The sequence below is a fragment of the Pseudomonas sp. Q12-87 genome, assembly GCF_001269755.1.
Lineage (GTDB): Bacteria > Pseudomonadota > Gammaproteobacteria > Pseudomonadales > Pseudomonadaceae > Aquipseudomonas > Aquipseudomonas fluorescens_S.
The window spans coordinates 124,550-147,593 of record NZ_LHVI01000014.1; the positions used below are offsets into that span (position 1 = coordinate 124,550).

Sequence of the window (23,044 nt, forward strand, 5' to 3'; positions counted from 1 at the left end):
AAAGGCGCTCAATGGGGGCGCTCAACTTTTTCCTCCGATAAGAAACTATTCCACAAGCTCGACATAATCAGATTCGCCACCGCCCTCCGCGCCGGACAACCAACCCCAGACGAAGTGGAGCGTGGTGCGGCCTGCTGGGTCAGCGCCCACCGTACCGCGCGACCAACCGGCAAGGATCTCACCGTCAGTGGTCAAGCATTGATAAAGAAGGTCGATGGTATCTGGGCCAGTCACACGACCAATCTGGGTTCCTATACGAATCCGCCCGCCTTGGTAGTTGCCAGTAATGGCCTCTTCGTTGACGAAGTAATGAAAGACCGTGCCGGCACCCGATAGCCCCTGGGTATTGTTCGCTACAGTGAATCGGCGATTATTCAAGCGTTCCCCAAGTTGAGACAAAGCCGTTTCCATCCGTTGCGTCCTTTGAATAGTCCATTGCGTAGCTGCGCACCTTAAACCATTTTTCCAAGCCTGATGGCACGGTCATGACAGACAGACCACCCAAGGAATGCTAACCCCCAAAATCAAAACCCAAAGGCTCGAACCGCTCGCTCGTGTCCATGCGAATATTTCTCAAGCTCACGGTTTCCAAATGCGACGCGTACAACGACTCCGAAAAATAGCTGATCAGAATGGAGCGTCGGCGAGCGCCCATCGTATTCAGGCTACCCGCATGGACCAAATCGACATCGAACACCAGGATGTCACCGGCACAGCCTGCAAGTTGTACGGTCCGTGACTCGTCATTGAAGTCCAATGGCGCGGCTCCCGCTTCGGGGCGATGGCTGCCGGGAACGAGACGGGTCGCGCCGTTTCCAGGGCCATAATCGTCGAAAAAAGCCAGGGCAATCGCGATGTCGCCTGGCCGTTGCGCCGATAAGTCGCGGTGCAGTTGCTGGTGGCCGCCACCGGCAAGAGGCTCGCGGCCCTCCACCTGTGAGAGGAAAAACCGCTCGGCGATCAATTCTCCTGCCACCGCCAGCACCTGAGGCAGACGGCACACCGCTTGAACTCGCGCATCGTCGTCCAGCATCGAATGACGCCAGTCCATGCCACGCGGCACGGGCCATTGATCCGACGGCCTTACGCCGGCATCGAACATGGCCCGAAGATCGTCCAACCACTCGGCTGGGATCGCGCCACGGAGCAGGGCGTAGCCATCTCGATGGAGTTGCTCGCGGCCAGTCATGATTCCTCAACTTCCTTGTGTGGGTGTTGGGAAGGTTAGTGTTCAAACCAAAGGAAGGCCACCAGGCAGATGGGGCGCCCAATTCATGAGGGCTCTAATGGACCGAACAGGCGTCAAGTCATGGCTGAATATGATTGCTGCTCGGTGGTTAAGCTAAGGTCTACTGGGGAAACGGTATGGCCAGGCTCGATCGCTTGAATGCTGTTAAATGTGAGGGTGTTTGGGCAGTTGTCTCGGTTGGCCTGACTTCCACTCTCCTACACATCAAGTACGTGGGGAACACCATGTTGAATACTGGGTTGAGAGGACACGTGGCACTTATCAGTGGTGCCGGAAGTGAAGTTGGGATTGGTATGGCAATTGCTCGCAGGCTAGGTGCATCTGGGGCGAGGCTGATCGTCACGGCCAGCAGTAACCGCATCGCTGATCGAGTCAGCGAGCTACGCGCCGAAGGGTTTGAAGTTGAAGGCCGCCCAACTGACCTCACCGATGAAACTCAGGTGCGCGAATTCGGCAAGTGGGCAGAGTCGGTCTGGGGGCAGGTGGATATTCTGGTGAACAATGCGGGGATGTCCATGCAAGGAAGCCCAGAGTCTTTCTCGGAACTGGCAGCGATGGATCTGCACGAGTGGAATCTTTCACTGGCTAGAAACCTGACTACGGCTTTTCTTCTAACCCGAGCCGTTCTGCCCGGTATGCAGGCGCGAAATTATGGGCGAATCGTCCACATCAGTTCCACCACAGGCACCCGGTGCAGCAATCCGGGCGAAGCCGCTTATAGCGCCGCCAAGGCCGCGATGGTTGGCATGAGCATGGGGCTTGCACTTGAAGTGGCTAAGCAAGGAATTACCGTAAACAGCGTCGCTCCCGGCTGGATTACGACCGGCTCAACCTCACCCATTGAAGCCGAGGCTGGGCGCTTCACCCCAATGGGTCGGGCAGGCAGCCCCCGTGAAGTGGCAGCGGCGGTTGCGTTCCTGGCGTCTCCAGAATCCAGTTACATCACCGGTGAAGTCATCGTCGTGGATGGTGGAAACTGTCTGGTCGAGAATAAATCCCCCCAAGCCTGAAATTGACGTTTGTTCTTATCGAAGGTTGTAAACCGGCCACAAGGCTGGGAGGCTGGCGTCAGGTTTTTATCATAGGGACATGCTGAAATGAGAACACGAAAAATCCTGGTTACAGGTGCTGCTGGCAAGATCGGCAGCGCTTTTTGGGCAGCGCAAGACGACAAGTCGGATTTGCGTTTAGCCGATATAGACGTAACAACACTTCCTGACGCTGCACAGCGTGTCTCTCTCGATATCAGGGATCCAGGCAGTTGCCTTGAGGCTTGCGAAGGCATACACACCGTGATTCATCTAGCGGCTGACCCTAACCCGGACGCCGATTTCATGGCCTCGCTGCTCCCAGTGAATATCGTGGGCACTTACAACATGTTATTCGCCGCAAAGGCACAAGGTTGCAAGCGTTTCATATTTGCAAGCAGTGCCCAGGTTATCGAAGGATACCCAACGGATGTGCAGATACAGGAATGTATGCCACCTAAACCAGGCAACCTTTACGGGGTCAGCAAAGCGTTTGGCGAGGCTCTGGCTTCGATGTATGCAAACGATGGTCACATGACAACCATCGCCGTCCGTATTGCCAATGTCGCTGAATTTCAACAAGGTGAAAGCCACAGCCCCAGGGACGTAGCTGCTTTTATCAGCTTTAGGGATGTTGTCGCACTGCTTGAAAGTTGCGTTGACGCCGAGCTAAGCGGATTCCATGTTATCCACGGGGTCTCAGATAACAGGTATAAGCGCCTCTCGATTGATAAAAGCAGAAAAATTGTTGGGTACGCCCCCACTGATGATGGGTTTGAGATTTTGGAAGGACGCGTGCGGTCAGATTGAATGCATTTAGAGCCTCCCAATCCGAGATAACCTGCGAGCTTTCCCATAAACGACATTGGATACGGTTATGAAAAGCTCTTTGAGGACGCTCGGAGCTGGCCTCGCCAACAGTATGGTGATTCCCGCCGCTTGGTTGTCGGGACTTGTGACGATGGCATTCTTGTGGGGCTTCATAACGTATTGGCCCCAAGAGCTTACCGTCGAAGGCCGCCAACTTTTCCTGGCTTCCGTTTCGATTTTTTGTGTCGCCATATGGCACCTGATACGGCGCAAGCGACGATCAAAAGCGCTTGTTACATCCATCAACCTAAAGGAAGGACTGAGCCTTGACCATACTCAGCGGCTCGGCTATCCAGGCCCGGTCTTTTTCGTCTTTGACCTTTCCAACAAGAAACTCGCTCAGTGCCAAAGCGCCACTGGCGACTATCAAATTCGAGACTTTTCGTGGGTAACAGGCTGGCAGTATGAGTGGAAACAGATTGATACCAGGGTGACGGGCGGCGTTATTCGAGTAGTCGATGGGGCAGGCATGAGCGTTCCAGCTGACGCGCTTTACCGTAAATTCATAAAATTCACGCTGGTCCTGACGGTTGCCGATACAAGTCATCCTCTCCTGCGTTTTCCAATGAACCGGAGCGCAGCTGAAGAGTGGTGCGCCCGGTGTAATGTACTTTTCAACCGCCCGAATTCAAAGGATTGATCCCATGATTACCTGCCACGTCAAATATGTCATCGACCCCTATCAGGTCGATGCGTTCGAACGCTACTCCCGCCAATGGATCAGACTGGTGACCCGCTTGGGCGGTCAGCATCACGGCTATTTCCTGCCCGCCGAAGGGGCCAACAATATTGCGTATTGCTTATTCAGTTTTGCCAACCTCGCCGATTACGAGCGATATAGGCAGGCGGCAGCACAAGATCAGGAATGTGTACGTTTAGTGGAAGAGGCGACTGAGTTGAAATTTATCTTGAGCTACGAAAGAAGCTTTATGCGCCCTTTGCTTGAATGACTGGAGAGGCGATTTGTTATCCACTCGTCAACCCCAGCCACCGATAAACCAGGGACGCATAGACCTGCCGCTATGCCCCTCATAGGTTGATTTTGTTCCAAGCCGCTCTCGGCAATAAAACAAGCTGAACACCGCTGGAATAATTAATAAGTTGAACAGCCACATGCGTGCGTCGGCTGATTTCGAGGTGATCGTTGTAAGAAAGTTGATTAGCACTGCGCCGATGATCAGCAGGTTATAGGCGATATGACGACGTTTCGTTAAAGCAAAGCTTTCCCAGTCATAACTCAGCCACCCATGGGAAAATTTGTCACATGCAGGACATCTATGGGTTGGGCGGCAAGGAGTCTGCGATGTAACCACAGCCAGGACAGCGGTATTTCATGGCCTTTTCCTCTGTCGTTAGCTAAATACGCCATCTCGCATTTTCGTCGCTCTAGAACGAGACTTATCAAGGGGCGCGCGACAAGGACGGCACGCAGGCTATGTAAGGAGGCTAGCAGGACACTGTCTATTTACCACTGGGCTGCCTACCCCAATGCCTCGGGTACGGCCCAAGGCAAGGAATAACCGGAAGTACGTCCTACACCCAGTCGTTAGCGACTCCAATCAATTGCACCACCTCGTCTTCCGGCGGCTCGGCGAAGATGATGTTCAAGTCACGGTAACCGGAGTGATCCCCTACCAAGCTCAGCTCGAATCGAGCCCCAGATGCGTCGGCTTCGTAACTCTTCAAGTAGGTCAGGTTCTTGGCTTCGTTGACAACCACGTCCAACGTGCCGTTGTAACCATTCCCCAGCCGGGTAAAGTCCAAGGCAGACAAATCGATGGCGTCTTCCCCGGCCGTATAGTCAATCAAGCGATCAGTATGGTTTTCGGTGGCGGTGCGGTAGCTGTCGCTCAGTTCGTCAAAGCGGAACACATCGTTATTACCGCCACCCACCAATACGTCCCGGTCCGCTCCGCCAGCCAATACATCATTGCCCAGCGCTCCATAAAGGCGATCATCGCCCTCAAACCCTTCGATGGTTTCGCCTCGAGCATTGCCTTGTAAACGATCAGTCCCAACGGTGCCCATCAACCTGGCTTGCTGGAACAGGATGTTGGTTTCATTCAGGGTTTGGCTCAAGTCACCGTCGAAGACCAATTCGAAGCGCTCCCCATCCGCGTTGGCATCGAAACTCTTGAGGTAGGTCCTCGTCCCGCTTTCATCGACTCGTATCGCAAGCGTGCCGTCATGTCCGTTGCCCAACCCGAGGAAGCCCAGGGAGGAGAGATCGATCGTATCAGTGCTGGGGTCGAAGTCGGTGATTCGGTCGCTATGAGCTTCGGTGGCAGTCCGGTAACTGTCGGTGACTGACTGATACCGGAACGTATCGGCCCCGGCGCCGCCCGTCAGCAGATCGCGACCTTGCTGGCCATCGAGCAGATCGTCACCGGCCCCGCCAACGATCGCATCGTCGAACGAGGCGGTACCTAGCAAAAAGTCGTCCTCGCGGCCACCGTCGAGATGGTAATAGCCGTCGTCGGGATTGCCGAAGCTGTGGTCCAGGCTACCGTCGGCGTTCAACTGAACCAAGGCGGCCAGATAGCCATCCGCGCGGGTGCCTTGGCTTCCGCCGATCAATAGCTTGCCGTCGGCCAGCACGATCATATCGGCTACGGCGAAAGGCGCGCTTTCCGAGCCCCAACGTGCCTCACCCTGATCACCGAAACCGGTGTCGAGCGAGCCGTCGTCGTTGAGTCGGATGACGACCGCAACTCCGCCCGAGGCACCGGCCAGCAGGATCTTGCCATCGTCCTGTATCACGAGGGCGTCGGCGTGAACCTTCAGGGCCAGGCTGCCCCCATTCGCAAAGCTGGTATCCAGCGTGCCGTCCGGGTTGAGGCGGGTCAGGGTGTCTCGCCCCGTGACCAATACCTTGCCGTCTCCCTGCAACGAAACGTCGATCGTGCCGCTGGGTTGAATGCCGATGGACTCAGGTAGGTGCAGGACCCCAGCCTCTGCGAAAGATGAGATCAAGGTCCCCGTCGCGTCGAAGCGGGCAATGTAGATCTCCCCAGAGGGATACGCAGCACTTGCGAAAAAGCTGCCGTCGCGTTGGACAGAGAACGATGCTTGCTGGCCTAAAGAGTCATTCCAGTAGAAGGGCACCAGCGCGGTGCCGTCGTTCCCAAAACTGGTATCGAGGCTGCCATCAGCCAAGGTACGACTGACGCCAGACACCCAGGCGTCGCCTACCTTCACATACTGCGCCACCAGATAGCCCCCTCCCGGCTGCACCGCGCCATTACCGCCGTCCTCGATATCGAGCGCCACAGGGAGCAAGGATTTACCGTCTCCACTGAAGTTGCGGTCCAGGCTACCGTCGGCATTGAACCGGACCAGACTGCCGGTGAAACCCGAATCCTCTTCGCCCCCTAGTCCCAGCCGACTGTAAGCGCCAAGCCAGACAGTGCCGTCCGGATCGACCGCGATACCGGCGACGTTGTCTGAGCCCCACAGTGTCGTGGCTACCATGCCTGTATGCCGAACAGCTGAAGCGGCGGTTGAAATACGCTGGCTCATGTCTATGCCTCCAATGGCGATTTTGTCGCCAAAAACAATAGACACGGGGCAGTGGGGTTTCCAGTGACGAGACGACGGGAGGTTGTTGGATGGGCTTCTTGCTCTGCTGGGGATGCGACCAGTTTCCGGCGCCTGCGCAGAGGAATACGTGAAAAGGGGACAGATTTATTTGCTGGAAATAAATCCGTCCCGAATGGCACTTATTTAACAGCTAACTAGCTGATACGACTGCGAGAATCAGGTTTCCATTGGGTCGAAGAATTTTTACGCCACGCCCGAGCCAATCCAGCCGAACGCCTCATTGCTTTTCTGAAGACTTACGCACCTTGGCGACGCCGTCATTGGAAGGCCATGTTGCCAAAGTCTGGTCAACGACCAACTCCAAGACATCGCTGCTAAAACCGGCCTTGGCCTGGACAGCCATGCCGTGGAGCACCGCCAGCAAGTAGACGGCCAGCGCAGCGCTATTGGCTGTTTGTGGCAAGTCGGCTTCAAGCTTCGCGCGTTCGAAGCGCTCGCGTAATGACGCTTCACCGTTGGCTCGTGCATCTATCAGGGCCTGACGAACGGGCTCAGCATCGTCGGAGCCAGCCAGGACTCCATGAATGCCCAAGCACCCTAGGTGATCCGGAAACCGCGTATTCAACTCCACCGTTCTGCGCAGTATGTGTTCGACCACATCCCGTGAAGTCGGGAGATCCATCGCTGCCTGAAAGAAATCCAGGTAGTGCGTGTAGTAATGATCGAGCGCCCGCAGAAACAGGGCCTGCTTGTTGCCAAAGGCCGAGTAGAGACCAGGACGTTCAACGCCCGTTGCTTGCGTAAGGTCGGTATACGACGCGCCTTCGTACCCTTTGCGCCAGAAGACGGAAAGGGCGGCATCCAGCACCGCATCAAGATCGAATTCGCGATGTCGCCCCATCAGTTGGCCTCGGCTTTTTTCATAACGACCGATATTAAATACGTTGACAGCCTGTGTAAACTCAAATTAACTAACGATCGTTATCGTAATGGGCAGTATGGAAAATGTACGCCGCCCCGGTAGTGTTTCTTCACAGCAAAAGGTGGTCGCTCATGCATCGTTCGTTGATCGGTAAGGTGGCACTTATTACAGGCGGTTCGCGAGGGCTAGGCGCAACCACGGCCATGGCACTGGCCGAACTGGGTGCTGATGTTGCAATCAGCTATGTGGCGTCTGCTGAAAAAGCAGCAGAGGTCGTCAGGCAGTTACAAGCTAAAGGCGTACGCGCGCTGGCTATCAAGAGTGATCAGGCGGACATGGCCTCGGCCAAACCGATGGTCGACGCCGTAATTGCTCATTTCGGGCGCCTGGACATCTTGGTCAACAACGCAGCGATCGCTGTACAGGGCAAGACCGTTGACGCTCCGGATCTCGATACTGTGAATCTGGATCGTCAGTGGCAGATCAATGTCATGGGAACCATAGCAACTACACGCGCGGCGGCACCGTTGCTGACTGACGGTGGACGGATCATCTTCATCGGTTCTCTGTTAGGTGGCCACGTTCCGTTCGCCGGTGCTGCCGATTACGCAGGCACCAAAGCGGCCATCGCCGGGTACGCCAAGGGCGTGGCGCGTGATCTGGGCCCTCGCAACATTACCTCCAACGTGGTCCAGCCCGGCGTGATGCCCACCGACATGGCGGCTGAAGTGCTCGGAGAGGGGGCTCCCGACGCGCTGTTGGACTTGCACGCCATTCGCCGGATTGCCTCGCTTGAAGAGGTCGCCGCCTTGGTGTGTTTCTTGGCCGGCCCAAACGGGGCGTACATCACCGGGGGTGTGATCGACATTGCCGGCGGTTTGAGCATCTGAACCCAGCAACGGGGCGCCGTCTTTCGGGCAAAGCGCAACGTATCTTCCAATGAGCTTTACGGAACTCCACCATGACAAAGAAATTCGACGCAAAAACAACCGCTGACGATGTGCTTGCCGGCGTGGATCTTAGCGGCAAGCAATACCTCGTCACTGGAATCTCATCAGGAATCGGGCTGGAAACGGCACGCTCGCTCGTCGCCCATGGTGCCAGTGTGGTGGGAACAGCCAGGGCGCTTGATCGCGCCGAGTCAGCCACCGCTTTGATTCGCGATGCAGGCGCGCCGGGACAGGGTGATCTGGAGTTGATCGAACTTGATCTCGCCTCGCTGGGAAGTGTAAAGGCCGCTGCAGATCGGTTGGTCAAGACTGGAAAACGGTTTGACGCAATCATTGCCAACGCTGGTGTGATGGCTACCCCGTTTGGCCTTTCGGTCGATGGCTTTGAGGTTCAGTTCGCGACCAATTATCTCGGGCACTTCGCGTTGATCCGGCAATTGGACTCGTTAATCGCCGACAACGGTCGGGTTATCTTGCTGTCGTCACAGGCCCACCGAGTCGCCGATGTTGACCTCCAAGACCTTAATTTTGAACAGCAGGCCTATGACGCATTTGTCGCCTATGGACGCTCGAAGACCGCAGTCTCTCTTTTTGCTGCCGAGTTCGATAGACGCCATCGAGACCGTGGCATCCGTTCGGCCTCGGTGATGCCCGGTAACAGCCTGACTGATCTCCCTCGGCATTTTTCGCCGGAGGAGCTACAGGCTTTATTCGATTTCGTTGGCAATGCACGTTCACAGGCAAATCTGCCGCCGGCGGAGCTTAAAAGTATCGCGCAAGCAGCGTCCACATCAGTCTGGGCAGCCGTTGTGGCCGATGCTGACGAAATCGGAGGGCGGTATCTGGAGGATTGCGCGGTAGCCCCGGTAAATGACTCGCCTGTTCCGTTTGCAGAGGGCGTTCGGTCGTATGCCCTGGATGCGCAGATGGGTAAAAAGCTTTGGGATAAAAGCGAGGCGTTGATACAGATGTAAGGAAGGGTGAGCGCTCCTTCACGACCTACCCGGGGTTATCCGAATCGTGACGGACCGCTTTTAAGATGGCGGAGCTTGAGGATGTAGATTGGCATCACTCAGCTCCAGTGGTAGTTGGCACCGGAGATAGATTTGCTCATGACAACCATCGGCATCATTGGGGCAGGCGAGGTGGGCAGCAACATCGCACGTGCGGCCATTGCGAACGGCTACCAAGTCGTCATCGCCAACTCCCGGGGCCCAGAGACACTAAAGGCGTTGGTCGACCAACTTGGCCCGTTAGCACGTGCTTCAACGGCTATCGGCGCGGCGCAGGCAGGAGATTTTGTAGTCATAGCCGTTGCGTTGAAGATGATCAATGACATGCCGACGCAAGCGCTTGCAGGGAAAATTGTCATCGACACGAATAATTATATGGCTTGGAGGGACGGCCAGTTTCCCATCGTCGACGAGGGCGTGAAGACCGTTCATGAGCTGCGACAGGAACAGCTGCCTACTTCCAAAGTGGTCAAGGCCTTCACGCACATCCAAGCGCCAAGAATCAACCTGTGGGGGCAGGCTGCCGATTCTCCGGACCGCTTGGCTTTAGCAGCCTCAAGCAACTTTCCTGAAGCCGTAGAGTGTGTGAGGCGCCTATATGACCAGTTCGGTTTCGATACCGTCGACAACAGCCCTTTGAGCGAATCTTGGCGCACTGCACCAGGGCAGCCAGCCTGGCGGCAAGAGCGCCAGACCTACGCGCAACTGTCGGCCAATATTGAGAGCGGGCGGCCCCTGCGCAACAGCTAAATGGAACAACCGAGCCCGCGCCACAATCCGATCCATAAACGCCTGCCATAAAAAATCGGGGGTCAAATGTCGCGTCTGCCCATGATCGGAGTCATTGCCTGCTCAGGCAAAATCGGTCCGCACACCGTCCAGCTCAGCAACGACAAATATGCCCAGGCTGTCGCCACCGCGGCCGAAGCATTGCCGGTCATCCTGCCGGTGTTTCCCGCGCTGCTTGACCCGGTCCACATCCTTGCCGGGCTGGACGGGCTGCTTTTCACCGGTTCTCCCTCCAACGTCGACCCCCGTTGCTACGGCGGCCCACCCAGCCCCCCAGACACCGAGCACGACGAGGCCCGCGATCAATTGGCGCTGCCGCTCTGGCGCGCGGCGGTCGAAGCGGGCGTTCCGGTGCTGGGTATCTGCCGCGGCTTTCAGGAAATGAACGTCGCCTTCGGCGGCACGCTCGATCAACAGCTCGATGGACCAGGCGCCGAGCACGAACCTACGGGCAACGAACCCGTTGAAGATCAATACGCCCGCACTCATGCCTTGACCGTCCAGCCGGGTGGGGTGCTTACGCGGTTGGGATTGGCGCAGAAGATCGAAGTCAATTCTGTCCACGGCCAAGGCATTGCGCGAGTGGGGCAGGGCCTGCGGGTCGAGGCAGTGGCCGAAGATGGGTTGGTGGAAGGGCTTTCGGTGGAAGGCAGCCAGGCGTTTGCCTTGGGCGTGCAGTGGCATCCGGAATGGCAGGTGATGGAAAATCCGGATTATCGAGCGATATTCCAGGCTTTTGGTGAGGCGTGTCGCAAGCGGGCGGAGCAGTCGCGATGATGGCTGCGACTGCATCCGCCACGGCACGGTGAGTGGCGTGAGCCTTATGGCTTAGGCTTGCCCAACTGCTTGCCCGTCTCGGTCACGATGGCGCTGAGACCCTGTTCGTTGATCTTCTTCCAATCGCTGTCGGTGGCCAGTTGCATGCTGTCGCGTGCGCCGGAAATGACTTCCAGTGGCGCTGCGCCTGGGGTTTCGATTTTCAGGTGGGCCTTGTTGTTCACCGCCACGCTGAACGCGCCTGGAGAGAACCACGACCAGTATTCGACGATGTGCACGTTCACATTGGCGGCGCTTGGCGTGGGTGTGCTCACCACTTGGTAACCGGCCTGCTGATAGGCTGTCGCCACCGCATTGCCCACCAGTTGCGACACGGTTCGACCCGATGGCAGCACTACGTCGCCCAGCCCTTTGCCATAACCGTTGCGTTTGCGGCCGACGGCCCGTTGGGTGACGCTGGTATCGTTCACTTCCGCATCGTTCTTCAAGGAAGGAATATCGGCGCTGCGGGGATCGACCTGGAACACCCGCTCATCCACTGCGCTGATGTACACCTGCTGCCCTTGGCCGGCGGTGCTGGCTTGCGGCGCGGGGCCAATGATATCGACCTCGGAACGGCTGGTCGCGCACCCCACGAGTGAGGCGAGGGCGATAGCGGCGGCGATGGCTTTGAAAGTTGACATGGTTGCTCCTGGCTGTTCGGTTGTCCTTTTCCCCGGCCCTTGGACGGACGTTGGGGCAGCAGAGCTTAATGGTTGCGCGGGGATTGGGGAAGCTTGGTTTGTGGCTTAATGCCATTATGTGCTGGCGACCCCGTTCCAAGGTGAACGTGCGGGTTTTACACCCAGGCGTTAGCGACTCCGATCAATTGCACGGGCTCGTCTTCCGGCGGCTCGGCGAATGTGATGTTCAAGTCGCGGTAAGCCGCTTCTGTCACAGCTTTGCGATCCCCTTCAGGCTCACGCATTTTTGGTAACTGACAACACCTTGATCAGTGCGTCCAGTGACCAGGCGTTGATTCTTGCCGATGTCGACTTCGGTCGGTTAGGGACCGGCCGCTTTCGGCCGATTCTGTTGAAAAAGTCGGCCATGGTTGCCACGGCAGAAAAGTACGCGCCTGAGGTTGAAATCTTAACTTTGGGCAGAGGCTTCCAAGCTCAGATTTCACGTAGCAGCGTGCAAAAAAGGCGTTTTCACCGTCCAATATTCAGGCCATTTGGGCGAACCGACTTTTTCAACAGAATCGGCCAATAGCTGCCGGTCATGAATATCTTCGTTTCATTTTTAAACCGCGAGATGGTTAGGGCCTTACGGCGCTGATATTTCCGAGGATCCTACCGGCATCTTTTGCAGGAGGAAGTCCAAATAATCGTGCGTAATCTCGACTGAACTGAGTTGCGCTTTCGTAGCCAACCTCAAAGACCGCAGCCATGACACTCTTCGCATTGGCCACCATCAGCGTCCTGGTCTGCAGCAGCCGTACCCGCTTCTGGAACTGCGAAGGGCTCAGATTGGTAACTGCCTTGAAGTGGCGATGAAACCGATAAAACCGCAGTCGCCAATGGGCGCATTTCGCTGGACGAGGAGGAAAGCTCCCAATGCCAGCGTCCTTTGGTGGGGCAAAACGTTGGGCAATCATCGTTCAGCATGTAGTTCCATTCGTTGCTTTCCCACATCCACGGCGCGGGCTGAAGCAGACTTGGAGAGGTGCCTTCTCTATAGACGGCCACTTCATGGTTTCGACCATTACCCCAAACCTCGACCGGTCGCGCTTGGAAATATTTGAGGGCGCGCTCGCGTAGTTTGAAGGCTGCCAGTCGAGCGTCGATGCCGCTTTGCACCTGCGCTGGTGTCCTACCCTCGGCCACTTCCATCACTGCCGTTCCGATATCAATGTCCAGTTGATGCAGAGGTTGCAGATCCAGGTAGAAGCGTCCGATTAAAGGCTCAGGCAGCTGGTCCGCACACCCCGCTTCTAGGATGATCCGAAGGCCTGCCACACTGCTCATAAGCCATATCCAGCGCTTTGATCACCAGCTCAGCGTCTGGCTTTTCCGACAGCGCTCAGCACACGATCCGACGAGTACAAAGATCCAGGACGACAGCTAGGTAATGCCACTTTCCTTGCGCCCAAATGTTGGTGATATCGCCGCACCAGGCTTGATTAGGCGCTGGAACGTCGAACTCGCGGTTCAATGTGTTCGGGATATCCAGTTTTTCTACTGCTGCTCGTTTGTAGGCATGGGAGACGGGTTGTTTACTGACTAAATCAAGCTCGCGCATCAAGCTACGCACTTTGAACCGACCGAGTTGCTCACCGTCTTCACGCATCAGCGACAGGATTCTGCGACTGCCCGCAGAGCTGCGACTTTGCGGGAACAGCTCACTGACGCGACTACGCAATCGAAGCCGTTCTACATCGGGCGTGCGGCGCCGCGGGCGCTGGGCGTAGTAGCACGAGCGAGTGACGTCAGACACCTTGCACAGTCAATCAACCGGCTCATGTGCGCTCAACTGGTCAATCAGCGCGAACGCTCGGGATCTTCCGACATCAAGAGCGCGGTAGCCTCTTTTAGTATCGATTTCTCTCGCTCAAGCCGAGCAATCCGGGCTTCCAGCTCCTGAATTTTTTGCTGTTCCGGAGTCAGTGCCTTGCTCTGCGGGGTGACGCCTGTATGTTCTTTCTGAATCTGGTCAACCCAGCGGCGCAATGCCGACTCACCAATGCCGAGTGAACGGCTGGCTTCGATGTAGCTGTAGTTTTGTTTAAGCACAAGGTCGCCAGCCTCGCGCTTGGATTCAAGAAGGAACGGCGTTGTTTGGTCAGACACCTCGATCTGGCGAGCATTCTCACCTAAATGGATGTCCGGCTTCATTAGACCACTACAATCATTAGAGAAGAGGGTGGTTGTTACCGAAATGTGGCAGTTATTTTCAATTCCTACATTTGGCCTTACGCTTGCCTTTCATGATCAGTCTCATAAGCTGGACCGGTCGGGGAGGCTGGGGATACACCGCAACACTAGCACTGTGGAGGCTTGTTTCAAAATGTAAACGGAGTATTGCGTGCCTGTGTGTTTCGCATGTAGTCTAATTCTATTGCACAGTCTGAGTGCACCGGCCAGGGAACACGGCCGCGAAAAAGCAATGATTACATAGCACAGGATTGTCTATGGCTTTTCATGACCCAGAAGTAAACCATGGCCTGCTTGAGGATGTCCTGGACCGTTTTTGCGTCCTTCTCGAGAAAAGAGCCATCACCGGCATCGGCAAAATTAGACTCGACCGCTGGATCGTAAATTTTCGTACTGATGAAGAGCACTACTTGGCGGCATGCATGCTGAACCGCCTGATCTATCGCTCGCAGGCGATAATCATCGAGAGCTCTATCGACCATCTGCTCAACTGCCTATTACCGACGTACCTGCGGAAAATTGACCATTTTCCTCGGCTCGACATTGAGAACTTCCTCGAAGTGCTGCAACTCGACGACAGCGACTTTCCGATTCGGATTGTTGGTGTGGACGGCAGTCGCGCGTTCGACGCGGGCAAAAGCGGCGGTGTAATCATTCGCCAGTACAAACGGTACGCCGGAATACCCAGATTCTTGACCTGCCGGTCCGATGCGCTTAGTGAACTTTCAAGAGTTGTCCGGCGCCTCGTTTCTGTCGATGACATACTGGGGACGGTTACTCAATTCGACAAACTCGCAAAGGAACATGCCCTGCCTGAAAAAGAGCGCGTCCACATCGTTTACTGTCCTCTGATCGCTCACGCGGCGGGCCTGAAAGCACCCAAAGACGCGTGTCCTTGGCTGATCGTCCTTCCGGTGGAAGTCTTCGATCACCGACATAACTTCTTCAGCGAGCTGAAAGACCACCCCGGGATCTGGGAAATATGCGAGCCGAAAATAAAGCCGCAGCTAATGCACTAAATAATTATGCAAATGTTTCATGACTACCATGGCCAAGAAGGGCTGGAGATTCAACTCACACAATAGTTGAATCAACGCGCATAGCGAAGAATCTAAGGGAATAGATTGTCATGCTGAACTACCCGAGTGAGCGCAAGCTGAACGTCCTGGGTCATGCCTTTTCTGAGCGAGATCAGCTGCCCATATAGCTCATTTAACTTCAGTAGATCGAACCAGTAGAGATATTTATTATCTCGCTGAGATTAACCTTCTAGTGCAATTCCAAAAAGATCTATACCGATACCCGGGTGGCATACGGTGCATACGTTAGCTCACTATCTTATTACACAACGACGCCAATTATCATGGAGCTACACATGAAGCCCGAAATACTAATCTTTATCGACAACGATTATCTATCAACCTCATTATATTTATATAGAAAACTTCACTTTCAAGCCGCGGCAAAAGAGGGCATCAGATGCATAACAATCATCGCAAAAGATAGCAAAAATATCAGGGAGTCCAGCGATGAAAGTGACGAAGTTGTCTTGGTTGATAGTATTGAAACTAGCGAAGTACTCTGCGCAATAGAACGTTTAAGTCGCATATACAACGTGAAAGGACTGTTTTGTTACCCGGCGCATGTCACACCGCGTGGGGACGCCAACTATGCAGTTGAAGAGGTCGCTATTAAATGCGGGCTCAAATATTACAGCGCCGAGCCGCTAGAAAACTGCAATAATAAGCACCTAATGCGTTCACAACTTAGCAATATAAAAGGTGTTAAGCCAGTAAAATTCCGGCTATTCAATGGGGATTTCGAAACTATTGATGAGCTTATATTTCCCGTTGTGATGAAGCCAGTATATGGAGGCGGCTCGGCGTTTGTCTCGATATGTGATGACCGGAAGGGTCTTGAAAAGGCATACAATCACTTCATACAAAGATTTCCTGACGTACCTGGAGCATGTTCTTTCTCAGGAACTAAAAAATGGCTTAGCTCTTCAGAGGAAGGCCCAGTTCTATATACTCCGGGTGTTTCCGTTTTAATTGAAGAATTCATCGAGGGGCCTGAAGGTTCTTTAGAGTGCTTAGTTATCGACGGTAGCATTCACCCGATGCTAATCTTCGAAAAGATGATAACAAGCAATACTTCTAATACGGTATTAGAAAAGGTCATAGTCACACCGCCCCAAAGCTTTTCCAACGACCAAATTTCGATAATAGTATCAGCTATTAGCGATTCTATAAAAGCGCTGAAGATAAAGAACGGATTTTTACACGTTGAGTTCAAATTATCCCCAGGCGGCCCCCAGGTAATTGAGGTAAATCCTAGGCTGGGTGGGTTCTTCGTGGACGAAGCTCTTAAGGATTTGTGCTCATGTGATGCGTATTCTTTAAACGTAAATTACCTAACAAATAAGCCAGTGACCATAGGGCATTATTTGGGGGATGACCTTCCGATCTTGCCTGAGGACGCCGTATACGCGATGCTCCTATTCTATCCAAATCGCTCAGGCTACATCAAAGCTATAAAACTCCCAGAAATTGATTCTGCATGTGAGATTTTATCGCAGGTACTGCCTACTACTAACGGGCACAAAGATGGATTCTTCGATGTAGAGAACGAAGAAGCTTATATCGCTAAGTTGTGGGTGAGGGCAACGTCCATAGATGAGATACTTAACTTCCATAAAAAGTATGAGAAAAATATTGAAATCGAAGTATCTGAATATAGCGAAGACAAATTAATGGGGGAGTGCTAGATGTGTGGGATAGCTGCAATATTTGAAACGTCTACTAGTTCTGATGGACGGCGCGACATTGAGGCTACTTTATTAGAAATGTTGGGGAGAATCTCTCATAGAGGCGCGGCTGAAAGATTTGGAGAGCGTTTTATATTTTCTAATGCTGCCATTGGTACCAATCGCTTGCCTATCGTGGAGAGAGAAGAAAATAATCAACCGTTCATAGATAAAATTTCTGGCCACGCAATTATATTTAATGGCGAGATTTATAATCTCGATGAATTGCGATTGATTTTATTATCGCAACGAGTGGAGTTTTTAGGCTGCTCAGATACTGAGCTGGTTCTTAGAGCCTATATTCACTGGGGAAGGTCTTGTCTGAGCCGGTTCAATGGAATATTCGCCTTTATTATCTACTCACCGGAAGACAACACTGTTTTTGCTGCGAGGGATCGGTTGGGCGTAAAGCCTCTATACTGGGCTCAAGTGGGATCCGTCCTCTATTTCGCATCGGAACTGAAAGCACTGATTGGGCTGAGCAACAAGACACAAGAAATTCTCCCCGGATATTATTGGGAGGATGGTCAACAAAAAGCATATTATTTAATTAGCGAAAGCATAGAGCTGAAATTTGATTGCAAGTCCGCGGTAGCTAAATGCAACGAGTTACTGCACCTTTCGGTAAAACGCCAAGTTAATACGGATCTTCCGGTTGGAGTAGTTTTCTCTGGCGGGCTAGACAGCGCGATTATTCTTTATCTTGCTAACCTATATCATAATAACGTCACCGCGTACACGGTAGGCGTGCCTGGCTCATCTGACGTAGTATTCGCTCAGAGACTATGCAAAGAACTCGGCATAAAAATAGTTGTTTGTGATGTTGATCGCGCAGACCTCATGCAATCTATTAGAACACACATATACGTGTCTGAGCAGTTTGAGCCTGTGGATATAACTGACGCATTAACTATAAATGCTGCTTTCTCCCGGATGAAAGAAGACGGCATACGTATAGCTTTATCTGGAGATGGAAGTGACGAGCTATTTGCTGGTTATGACTTCTTTCAAGGGGTCAGTGACCGTCGTGCACTTCAATTACATAAGGTTAGGAACTTGTATCGAACTGATCTACAACGTGTGGATAGAATGAGCATGTTCAATACGGTGGAATGCCGTGTGCCGTTTCTTGATAAAGATCTTTTCGATTTTATAATCTCGTTACCAATGGAATTTCATGTAAGAGATGATTTTACGAAAGCTTTGCTTAGAGACGCCTTCTCTCTCGAATTACCAGATTATATCACTCGGCGACCAAAAATGAGAATGTCAGAAGGGTCAGGTATAGGCGGACTCATATTTGACGTACTTCAATCCATGAATCAGAGCCTGGATTACAAGCCATTTCCGCTAGAAGATGATGCAGTTAATAATGCTGCTTTGATATTCCAAGAGTTCGGCTTTGGGCTTCCAAATAGTCGATATAAGATACAAGGTCTCGACTATCATAGCGGCGGATGGACGACCTCAAAAACTGCAGATATTGACAAAAATCTTATCAGTCACCCTGCCATCCAAGGATAATAAAATGATTATTGCAAAGGACACTCTGAGTAAACAGGATTTACTTTCTTCCGACCAATGGGGTGACTACAAGTTCCAGATGAAGAATGCCATCCGCACCAAGTCTCAGCTGGAAACCTGGGTGAATCTCAGTGAAACGGAGTTGAGGGGGATTGAGCAAACAGAGAGCCAGTATAAGTGGATGATTACTCCCTATTATGCATCACTGATGGATGAGACCAATGAGAATTGTCCGATTAGGCTGCAAAGCATACCCCACCCAAAAGAAGTTGAAGAGAGCAATCAGCAGGAAGAAGTAGATCCGGTTGGTGATATGGCTTACATGAAAACCAGGCGCGTCGTACATAAATATCCAAACCGGGTCATATTCCTAGTTTCGGATACATGTCCAGTTTACTGTAGGCATTGTACTAGAAAATTTCATACAACTGATAAGTCAGGTACTTATTACAACAAAGAACTTCCCGCTTCATATGATCAAGACATAGAGTACATCGCGAATAACAAAAATATCAGCGACGTATTACTCACCGGAGGCGACCCGCTAATTCTTTCAGATAAGCTTCTGCATAGTATTATATCTAGGCTCAATGCAATCCCCCACGTCGATTTTGTACGAATTGGCTCACGATATCCGGTTTTTCTCCCGCAGCGGATAACAGATGATTTTTGTAAGATGTTGTCTGAATTCAGATCGATCTGGTTTAGCACTCATTTCAATCATCCCGTAGAAGTGACTCCTGAGGCCTTAAGCGCGGTAGATAAACTCCTTTCCCACGGGATACCGGTGCAAAACCAGACAGTGCTGTTGCGTGGAGTTAATGACGACGTTGAAACTCTTAGAACGCTGAACCGGATGTTAGTGAAAGGCAGGGTAAGACCTTATTATCTTTATCACGCGGACAATGTTCAAGGCGTGTCGCACTTTAGGACGTCGATTGAAAAAGGGCTTGAGATTATGGAACAGTTGCACGGTTATGAAACTGGTTTCAGTGTCCCACAGTATGTTTACACCACCAAGCTTGGAAAGATTCCTCTGAATAACCAGTACTTTTATAAACTAGGCTCAAAGAAGTTTGTGCTCGGTTATGATCATAAAACGCTTGAGATCTCTTGAGCTAAATTGACGCGTGAGTGGTTCACTACACCTCGTGGCTTTGAAGCTACCTAACTTACCATTTCTTCGGTGTTGATATGATACTTACAAAATTAGACTACTCGATGTTAAAGCCAGAAGCTGTTGTAGCTCAATTTAAAGAGGACTTTAGTTATTCGTCCGACATAATAGTATTAGACCTCCCTAAAGCCAATGAACAGCGTCCAACGCCGAAACACTGGAAAGACGACTGTCATTCAAACTACGATGATTTGTTTCTTCAGCTTTCAAGGCATGTTGGTGATGTCTTCGGTTATAGCGACCTGCAGAACGGTAATCTTATTCAAGAAATATTCCCCATATTCAAAGATAGAAATAAGCAGTTGGGGAGTGGTTCTGTGCATTTAGAACTTCATACGGAAGACCCCGCTCTAGCCTATAGGGCAGATGTGCTAGGATTTTTATGCGTAAGAAACGACGATAAAATCCCTAACTTGCTGTCTTGCCCAGACTTCTCAACTATTGATGCAACACTCAAACATAGGTTAACTGAGAATCGTTATACAATTCTTTCCGACCGACCATCCACGATCGAATATAAGCCGAAAGCTCTAGAGACGGCGGTATTGCAAGAGTCTCCAGCCGAAGGTTACAGCTTCATTTATGATCCGGTCTACGTTGACTACAGTAAAATGTCTCAGTGTGAAGAACTAGTGTTTAAGGATTTTATCGCGCTGGTTGAGTCAGCCACCTTTAACTTATCAATGAATGAAGCGCAGGTTTTATTTATCAACAACTACAAGTGCGCTCACGGCAGGCCGGAATTTACACCAAGGTACGATGGAACGGATCGATGGCTAAAAAGAGTACAGATTTCCAAGGATATATCTAAGCACCTAGATCGGGAGTACAGTCTTGACATCATCACTGATATATAATCGTGCCGTGAGGCTTTCCCGTAGATATACATCTGAGATGCGCGAGAGTTTCCGGCTCTCGCTTGCCTTCGTATTTGGCAATATCGCGCATGTGATTATTGCTACTACGGACGTAATAATGGCTGGATGGATTAGTACAGAGGCGTTAGCTGCGTCGACTTTGGCACAGGGCCTCTACTATCTCCTGTTCTTATTATTTTCCGGATTGCTAGTCTCTACAATCCCATTTATAACTGATGCGTTGGGCTCTAAGGAAAAAGAGGAACAATATATATCTGTATCAACCAGTTGCGTTCAGCTCATAGCAGCTGCGTTTTTAATATGCTTATCAATACTCTATTTTACGAAAGAAATATTAGTTTTTTTCGGCCAGGATATTCTTTTGTCTCTCGAGGCCCAGAGATATATGAGTAGCCTGATGTGGAGCATTGGACCAGCGATTTTATTTGTACACCTCAGAAATGTTTTATCTATAATGGGGTCCGCGCGATATGCAGTTATCGCAATTATTATAGCGTCGGTCTTTAACTTCGTTGCGCACCTGATTCTAATATTTGGGTTTTTGTGGATACCCCCCTTGGGTTTGTTCGGTGCAGGTATAGCCACGACTCTAACAAACGTTCTGCTTTGTATGTTGCTGATCACATTCGGTTTAATGAATCCGCAGTTTAGGGAGCGTCGGCACTGCATAAAATTAATGGTAGTGAGATGGCGGTTGATGTTGCCTATTTTAAAAAACGGTATTCCGGTCTCTTTAACTCAAGCAAACGACACGCTGTTTTTCTTCATCCTTACAATTGTAGTGGGTAAATTTGGAGTCGTTGCATTGGCTGCTCATGGTATCGCAATGCAAGTTCTTCAAGTTGTATTTACAATACCTAATGGTATTTCGCAAGCATCTACCACAAGAATAAGCCTTTGCTCACCTTTAGGTTTGTATTCGCGGCGGACTAGTGACACAGGATGGAGTGCTCTATGGCTCAGCTGGATAGTGCTCACTGTGACATCTTCTATTCTGATTATTTTTTCTAATGATATCGTTCAGTTATTTGTTGCTCGCGATGACGGTGTAAATGACGAACTCATCATGCTATCTAGCCTCTTTGTCAGCATCTTAGGAATCTTCCATTTCTTTGATGGTAGTCAAATGGTCCTGCTCGGTATATTTAGGGGTCTGAAAAAGACTGTTATTCCGATGCTGCTCTCAATCATTTGTTTTTGGCTAGTGGGGCTGCCGCTAGCTCTATTACTTGCATTTTATACTGACCTAGGAGCAGCTGGTATATGGTGTGGCTTAGCGCTCGGACTTTTAGCGCTGTTCTCTCTACTTTTATTTAGATGGATTCAATACGAGCCTTCGGCGCAGGTTGCGACATGAGAAACCTATACGGCATTCGAGGCATAAATTATATACTGAAACACAGTATATCCGTGATAGCTTGCTTATTGTTATATGTATCTCTTATTCTGGCTGTTCCGATCGATCTCTTGTCGATATATTCTGTTTCCTACTGCTGTTTGCTATTTTTTCTTCTATATTCCGTCAGCTCCTGGCCGATTATTCGTTCCCAATTCGATATCCTTAATATCGTCGTACCTTACTCTGCCGTGCGACGCTATAGTAGCTGCTTGTGTTGGTTTGTTCCTCTCTCTATTTTTACTTTAGTGGCGGGTCTATATTACAGAACCGAATTATTGGGATTTGGACTTTTAGGAGCGAGCCAGGTATTACTCATTTACCTCATAATCCGGCTATATGCGACTGTAGTGATTGCCTGCAGGTCTGCTCTAAAGTGGCGGGAGCCGGTCGTCACATTGTGGCGCGATGTATTAGATGAACTTGGCGATATCGATGATAAAACACGTGAGTGTGTCCTTGATCTAATAGAATTGGAATGTTATGAGAGTAAATCATCATTACCTAGCCGCCTATCCAACCGCCTATCCAGCGGCCTATCTAAGCATGTTTCGCCTGTACCTTATGCTACGAATATAAATATCAATGGGTTTAAGTCGTTGTTTGGACCAAGAAAGCCTCTTTGGTCTAAAGACGATTTCAGCTTTCTCTCAGGCGTTGATACTCTACTCGCCGAGATGACGCAGGAATTAATCCAGCTCTATGATAAATATAAGAACACGCAAGAAAAATATCCCTTTCATGGCGACCCTTTGTGGAAATCAATTCCACTTTATAAAGGTGGTCAAAAAGTTGTTGTATACGCTGACCTTGTACCAAATACTATTCGCTTTGTTGAGGATATTGTGCCAGGTGCGACTATCAGAGAGGTTGTGCTTTCAAGCCTAGAGCCTGGCGGTCATATCGAACCGCATCTAGATTATGTTTATCCTATGCTGACGTTACATCTACCTATAGTTTGTTCTGACGATGGTTTGTCTGGGCTGAGAGTCGGGGAAGAGATCGTTAGTTGGAGAACTGGTGACATAGTAATCATTGATACGACTTTTCAACATGAGTCTTGGAACTATAGTAAATGTACTCGTGTAAATCTAATGTTTGATTTCTGGCCCCAGGATCTGGGACCGTCGGCAAAAGCTTTTTTCACTGAAGTCTACTCGCGGCAGATGCTGCGACATCTAAAATAATTACAGTTGGTTAAAATTATGTT

The 23,044-nt window shown here is 51.4% G+C and carries 20 protein-coding genes and 2 pseudogenes; 15 read left to right on the forward strand and 7 right to left on the reverse strand.

Annotated elements, in window-relative coordinates; genetic code table 11:
* Positions 1–45 precede the first annotated feature (45 nt).
* Complete coding sequence (locus tag AD663_RS09725) at positions 46–411, reverse strand: hypothetical protein (RefSeq protein ID WP_003180248.1); 366 nt, start codon at positions 409–411, stop codon at positions 46–48.
* 100 nt (positions 412–511) lie between these two features.
* Entirely contained in the window at positions 512–1,189 is a 678-nt protein-coding gene (locus AD663_RS09730) for a phytanoyl-CoA dioxygenase family protein (protein ID WP_003180251.1), read from the reverse strand.
* Between the two features lie 284 nt (positions 1,190–1,473).
* On the opposite strand from AD663_RS09730, the gene AD663_RS09735 reads away from it, so the two are divergent.
* From AD663_RS09735 to AD663_RS09750, 4 genes are all read left to right on the forward strand, one after another.
* The gene (locus AD663_RS09735) at positions 1,474–2,259 is read left to right on the forward strand and encodes an SDR family NAD(P)-dependent oxidoreductase (RefSeq protein WP_003180253.1); all 786 of its coding nucleotides are present in this window, start codon (positions 1,474–1,476) and stop codon (positions 2,257–2,259) included.
* Positions 2,260–2,346: 87 nt separating this feature from the next.
* Positions 2,347–3,087 (forward strand): NAD(P)-dependent oxidoreductase, encoded by a 741-nt coding sequence (locus AD663_RS09740; protein WP_003180255.1) that lies wholly within the window; start codon positions 2,347–2,349, stop codon positions 3,085–3,087.
* Positions 3,088–3,154: 67 nt separating this feature from the next.
* The gene (locus AD663_RS09745) at positions 3,155–3,787 is read left to right on the forward strand and encodes a hypothetical protein (protein WP_003180257.1); all 633 of its coding nucleotides are present in this window, start codon (positions 3,155–3,157) and stop codon (positions 3,785–3,787) included.
* Positions 3,788–3,791: 4 nt separating this feature from the next.
* Positions 3,792–4,097 carry an NIPSNAP family protein gene (locus tag AD663_RS09750; RefSeq protein ID WP_003180259.1) on the forward strand — a complete coding sequence of 102 codons (306 nt, stop codon included), beginning with the start codon at positions 3,792–3,794 and terminating at the stop codon, positions 4,095–4,097.
* A 583-nt stretch (positions 4,098–4,680) separates the two neighbouring features.
* Here AD663_RS09750 and AD663_RS09755 read toward each other — a convergent pair.
* Positions 4,681–6,666, reverse strand: coding sequence for a M10 family metallopeptidase C-terminal domain-containing protein (locus tag AD663_RS09755; protein WP_003180261.1), 1,986 nt, complete (start codon positions 6,664–6,666; stop codon positions 4,681–4,683).
* Positions 6,667–6,964: 298 nt separating this feature from the next.
* On the reverse strand, positions 6,965–7,588 hold the full coding sequence (locus AD663_RS09760; RefSeq protein ID WP_003180264.1) for a TetR/AcrR family transcriptional regulator: 624 nt from the start codon (positions 7,586–7,588) through the stop codon (positions 6,965–6,967).
* A gap of 152 nt (positions 7,589–7,740) precedes the next feature.
* On the opposite strand from AD663_RS09760, the gene AD663_RS09765 reads away from it, so the two are divergent.
* The 4 genes from AD663_RS09765 to AD663_RS09780 all read left to right on the forward strand — a co-directional run bounded on the left by AD663_RS09765 (position 7,741) and on the right by AD663_RS09780 (position 11,138).
* A complete protein-coding gene (locus AD663_RS09765) occupies positions 7,741–8,499 on the forward strand; it encodes an SDR family NAD(P)-dependent oxidoreductase (RefSeq protein ID WP_003180265.1) in 759 nt (252 codons plus the stop codon).
* Positions 8,500–8,570: 71 nt separating this feature from the next.
* Entirely contained in the window at positions 8,571–9,533 is a 963-nt protein-coding gene (locus tag AD663_RS09770) for an SDR family NAD(P)-dependent oxidoreductase (RefSeq protein WP_003180267.1), read from the forward strand.
* A 138-nt stretch (positions 9,534–9,671) separates the two neighbouring features.
* On the forward strand, positions 9,672–10,322 hold the full coding sequence (locus AD663_RS09775) for an NADPH-dependent F420 reductase (RefSeq protein WP_003180269.1): 651 nt from the start codon (positions 9,672–9,674) through the stop codon (positions 10,320–10,322).
* A gap of 66 nt (positions 10,323–10,388) precedes the next feature.
* A complete protein-coding gene (locus tag AD663_RS09780) occupies positions 10,389–11,138 on the forward strand; it encodes a gamma-glutamyl-gamma-aminobutyrate hydrolase family protein (protein ID WP_053213629.1) in 750 nt (249 codons plus the stop codon).
* Positions 11,139–11,182: 44 nt separating this feature from the next.
* Here the strand turns inward: AD663_RS09780 and AD663_RS09785 are convergent, their stop codons facing one another.
* The 3 genes and pseudogenes from AD663_RS09785 to AD663_RS28300 all read right to left on the reverse strand — a co-directional run.
* Positions 11,183–11,821, reverse strand: coding sequence for a hypothetical protein (locus AD663_RS09785; RefSeq protein ID WP_003180273.1), 639 nt, complete (start codon positions 11,819–11,821; stop codon positions 11,183–11,185).
* Positions 11,822–12,438: 617 nt separating this feature from the next.
* A pseudogene (locus AD663_RS28295) lies at positions 12,439–12,678 on the reverse strand (helix-turn-helix domain-containing protein); the annotation flags it as partial.
* Positions 12,679–13,124: 446 nt separating this feature from the next.
* Positions 13,125–13,969 (reverse strand): annotated as a pseudogene (locus AD663_RS28300) (IS3 family transposase); the annotation flags it as partial.
* A 341-nt stretch (positions 13,970–14,310) separates the two neighbouring features.
* Here AD663_RS28300 and AD663_RS09805 point away from each other — a divergent pair.
* From AD663_RS09805 to AD663_RS29065, 7 genes are all read left to right on the forward strand, one after another.
* Complete coding sequence (locus AD663_RS09805; RefSeq protein ID WP_033045969.1) at positions 14,311–15,072, forward strand: hypothetical protein; 762 nt, start codon at positions 14,311–14,313, stop codon at positions 15,070–15,072.
* 356 nt (positions 15,073–15,428) lie between these two features.
* On the forward strand, positions 15,429–16,820 hold the full coding sequence (locus AD663_RS09810; RefSeq protein WP_003180284.1) for an acetyl-CoA carboxylase biotin carboxylase subunit family protein: 1,392 nt from the start codon (positions 15,429–15,431) through the stop codon (positions 16,818–16,820).
* On the forward strand, positions 16,821–18,383 hold the full coding sequence (locus AD663_RS09815) for an asparagine synthetase B (protein ID WP_003180286.1): 1,563 nt from the start codon (positions 16,821–16,823) through the stop codon (positions 18,381–18,383). It begins immediately after the preceding gene.
* 4 nt (positions 18,384–18,387) lie between these two features.
* A complete protein-coding gene (gene blsG, locus AD663_RS09820; protein ID WP_003180288.1) occupies positions 18,388–19,500 on the forward strand; it encodes an arginine 2,3-aminomutase in 1,113 nt (370 codons plus the stop codon).
* 104 nt (positions 19,501–19,604) lie between these two features.
* Positions 19,605–20,417, forward strand: coding sequence for a hypothetical protein (locus tag AD663_RS28895; protein ID WP_003180290.1), 813 nt, complete (start codon positions 19,605–19,607; stop codon positions 20,415–20,417).
* Positions 20,395–21,795 carry an MATE family efflux transporter gene (locus AD663_RS09830; RefSeq protein WP_003180292.1) on the forward strand — a complete coding sequence of 467 codons (1,401 nt, stop codon included), beginning with the start codon at positions 20,395–20,397 and terminating at the stop codon, positions 21,793–21,795. The genes AD663_RS28895 and AD663_RS09830 overlap by 23 nt, the downstream gene beginning before the upstream one ends.
* 437 nt (positions 21,796–22,232) lie before the next feature.
* The gene (locus AD663_RS29065; RefSeq protein WP_160167765.1) at positions 22,233–23,021 is read left to right on the forward strand and encodes an aspartyl/asparaginyl beta-hydroxylase domain-containing protein; all 789 of its coding nucleotides are present in this window, start codon (positions 22,233–22,235) and stop codon (positions 23,019–23,021) included.
* The last annotated feature ends 23 nt before the right edge of the window (positions 23,022–23,044 follow it).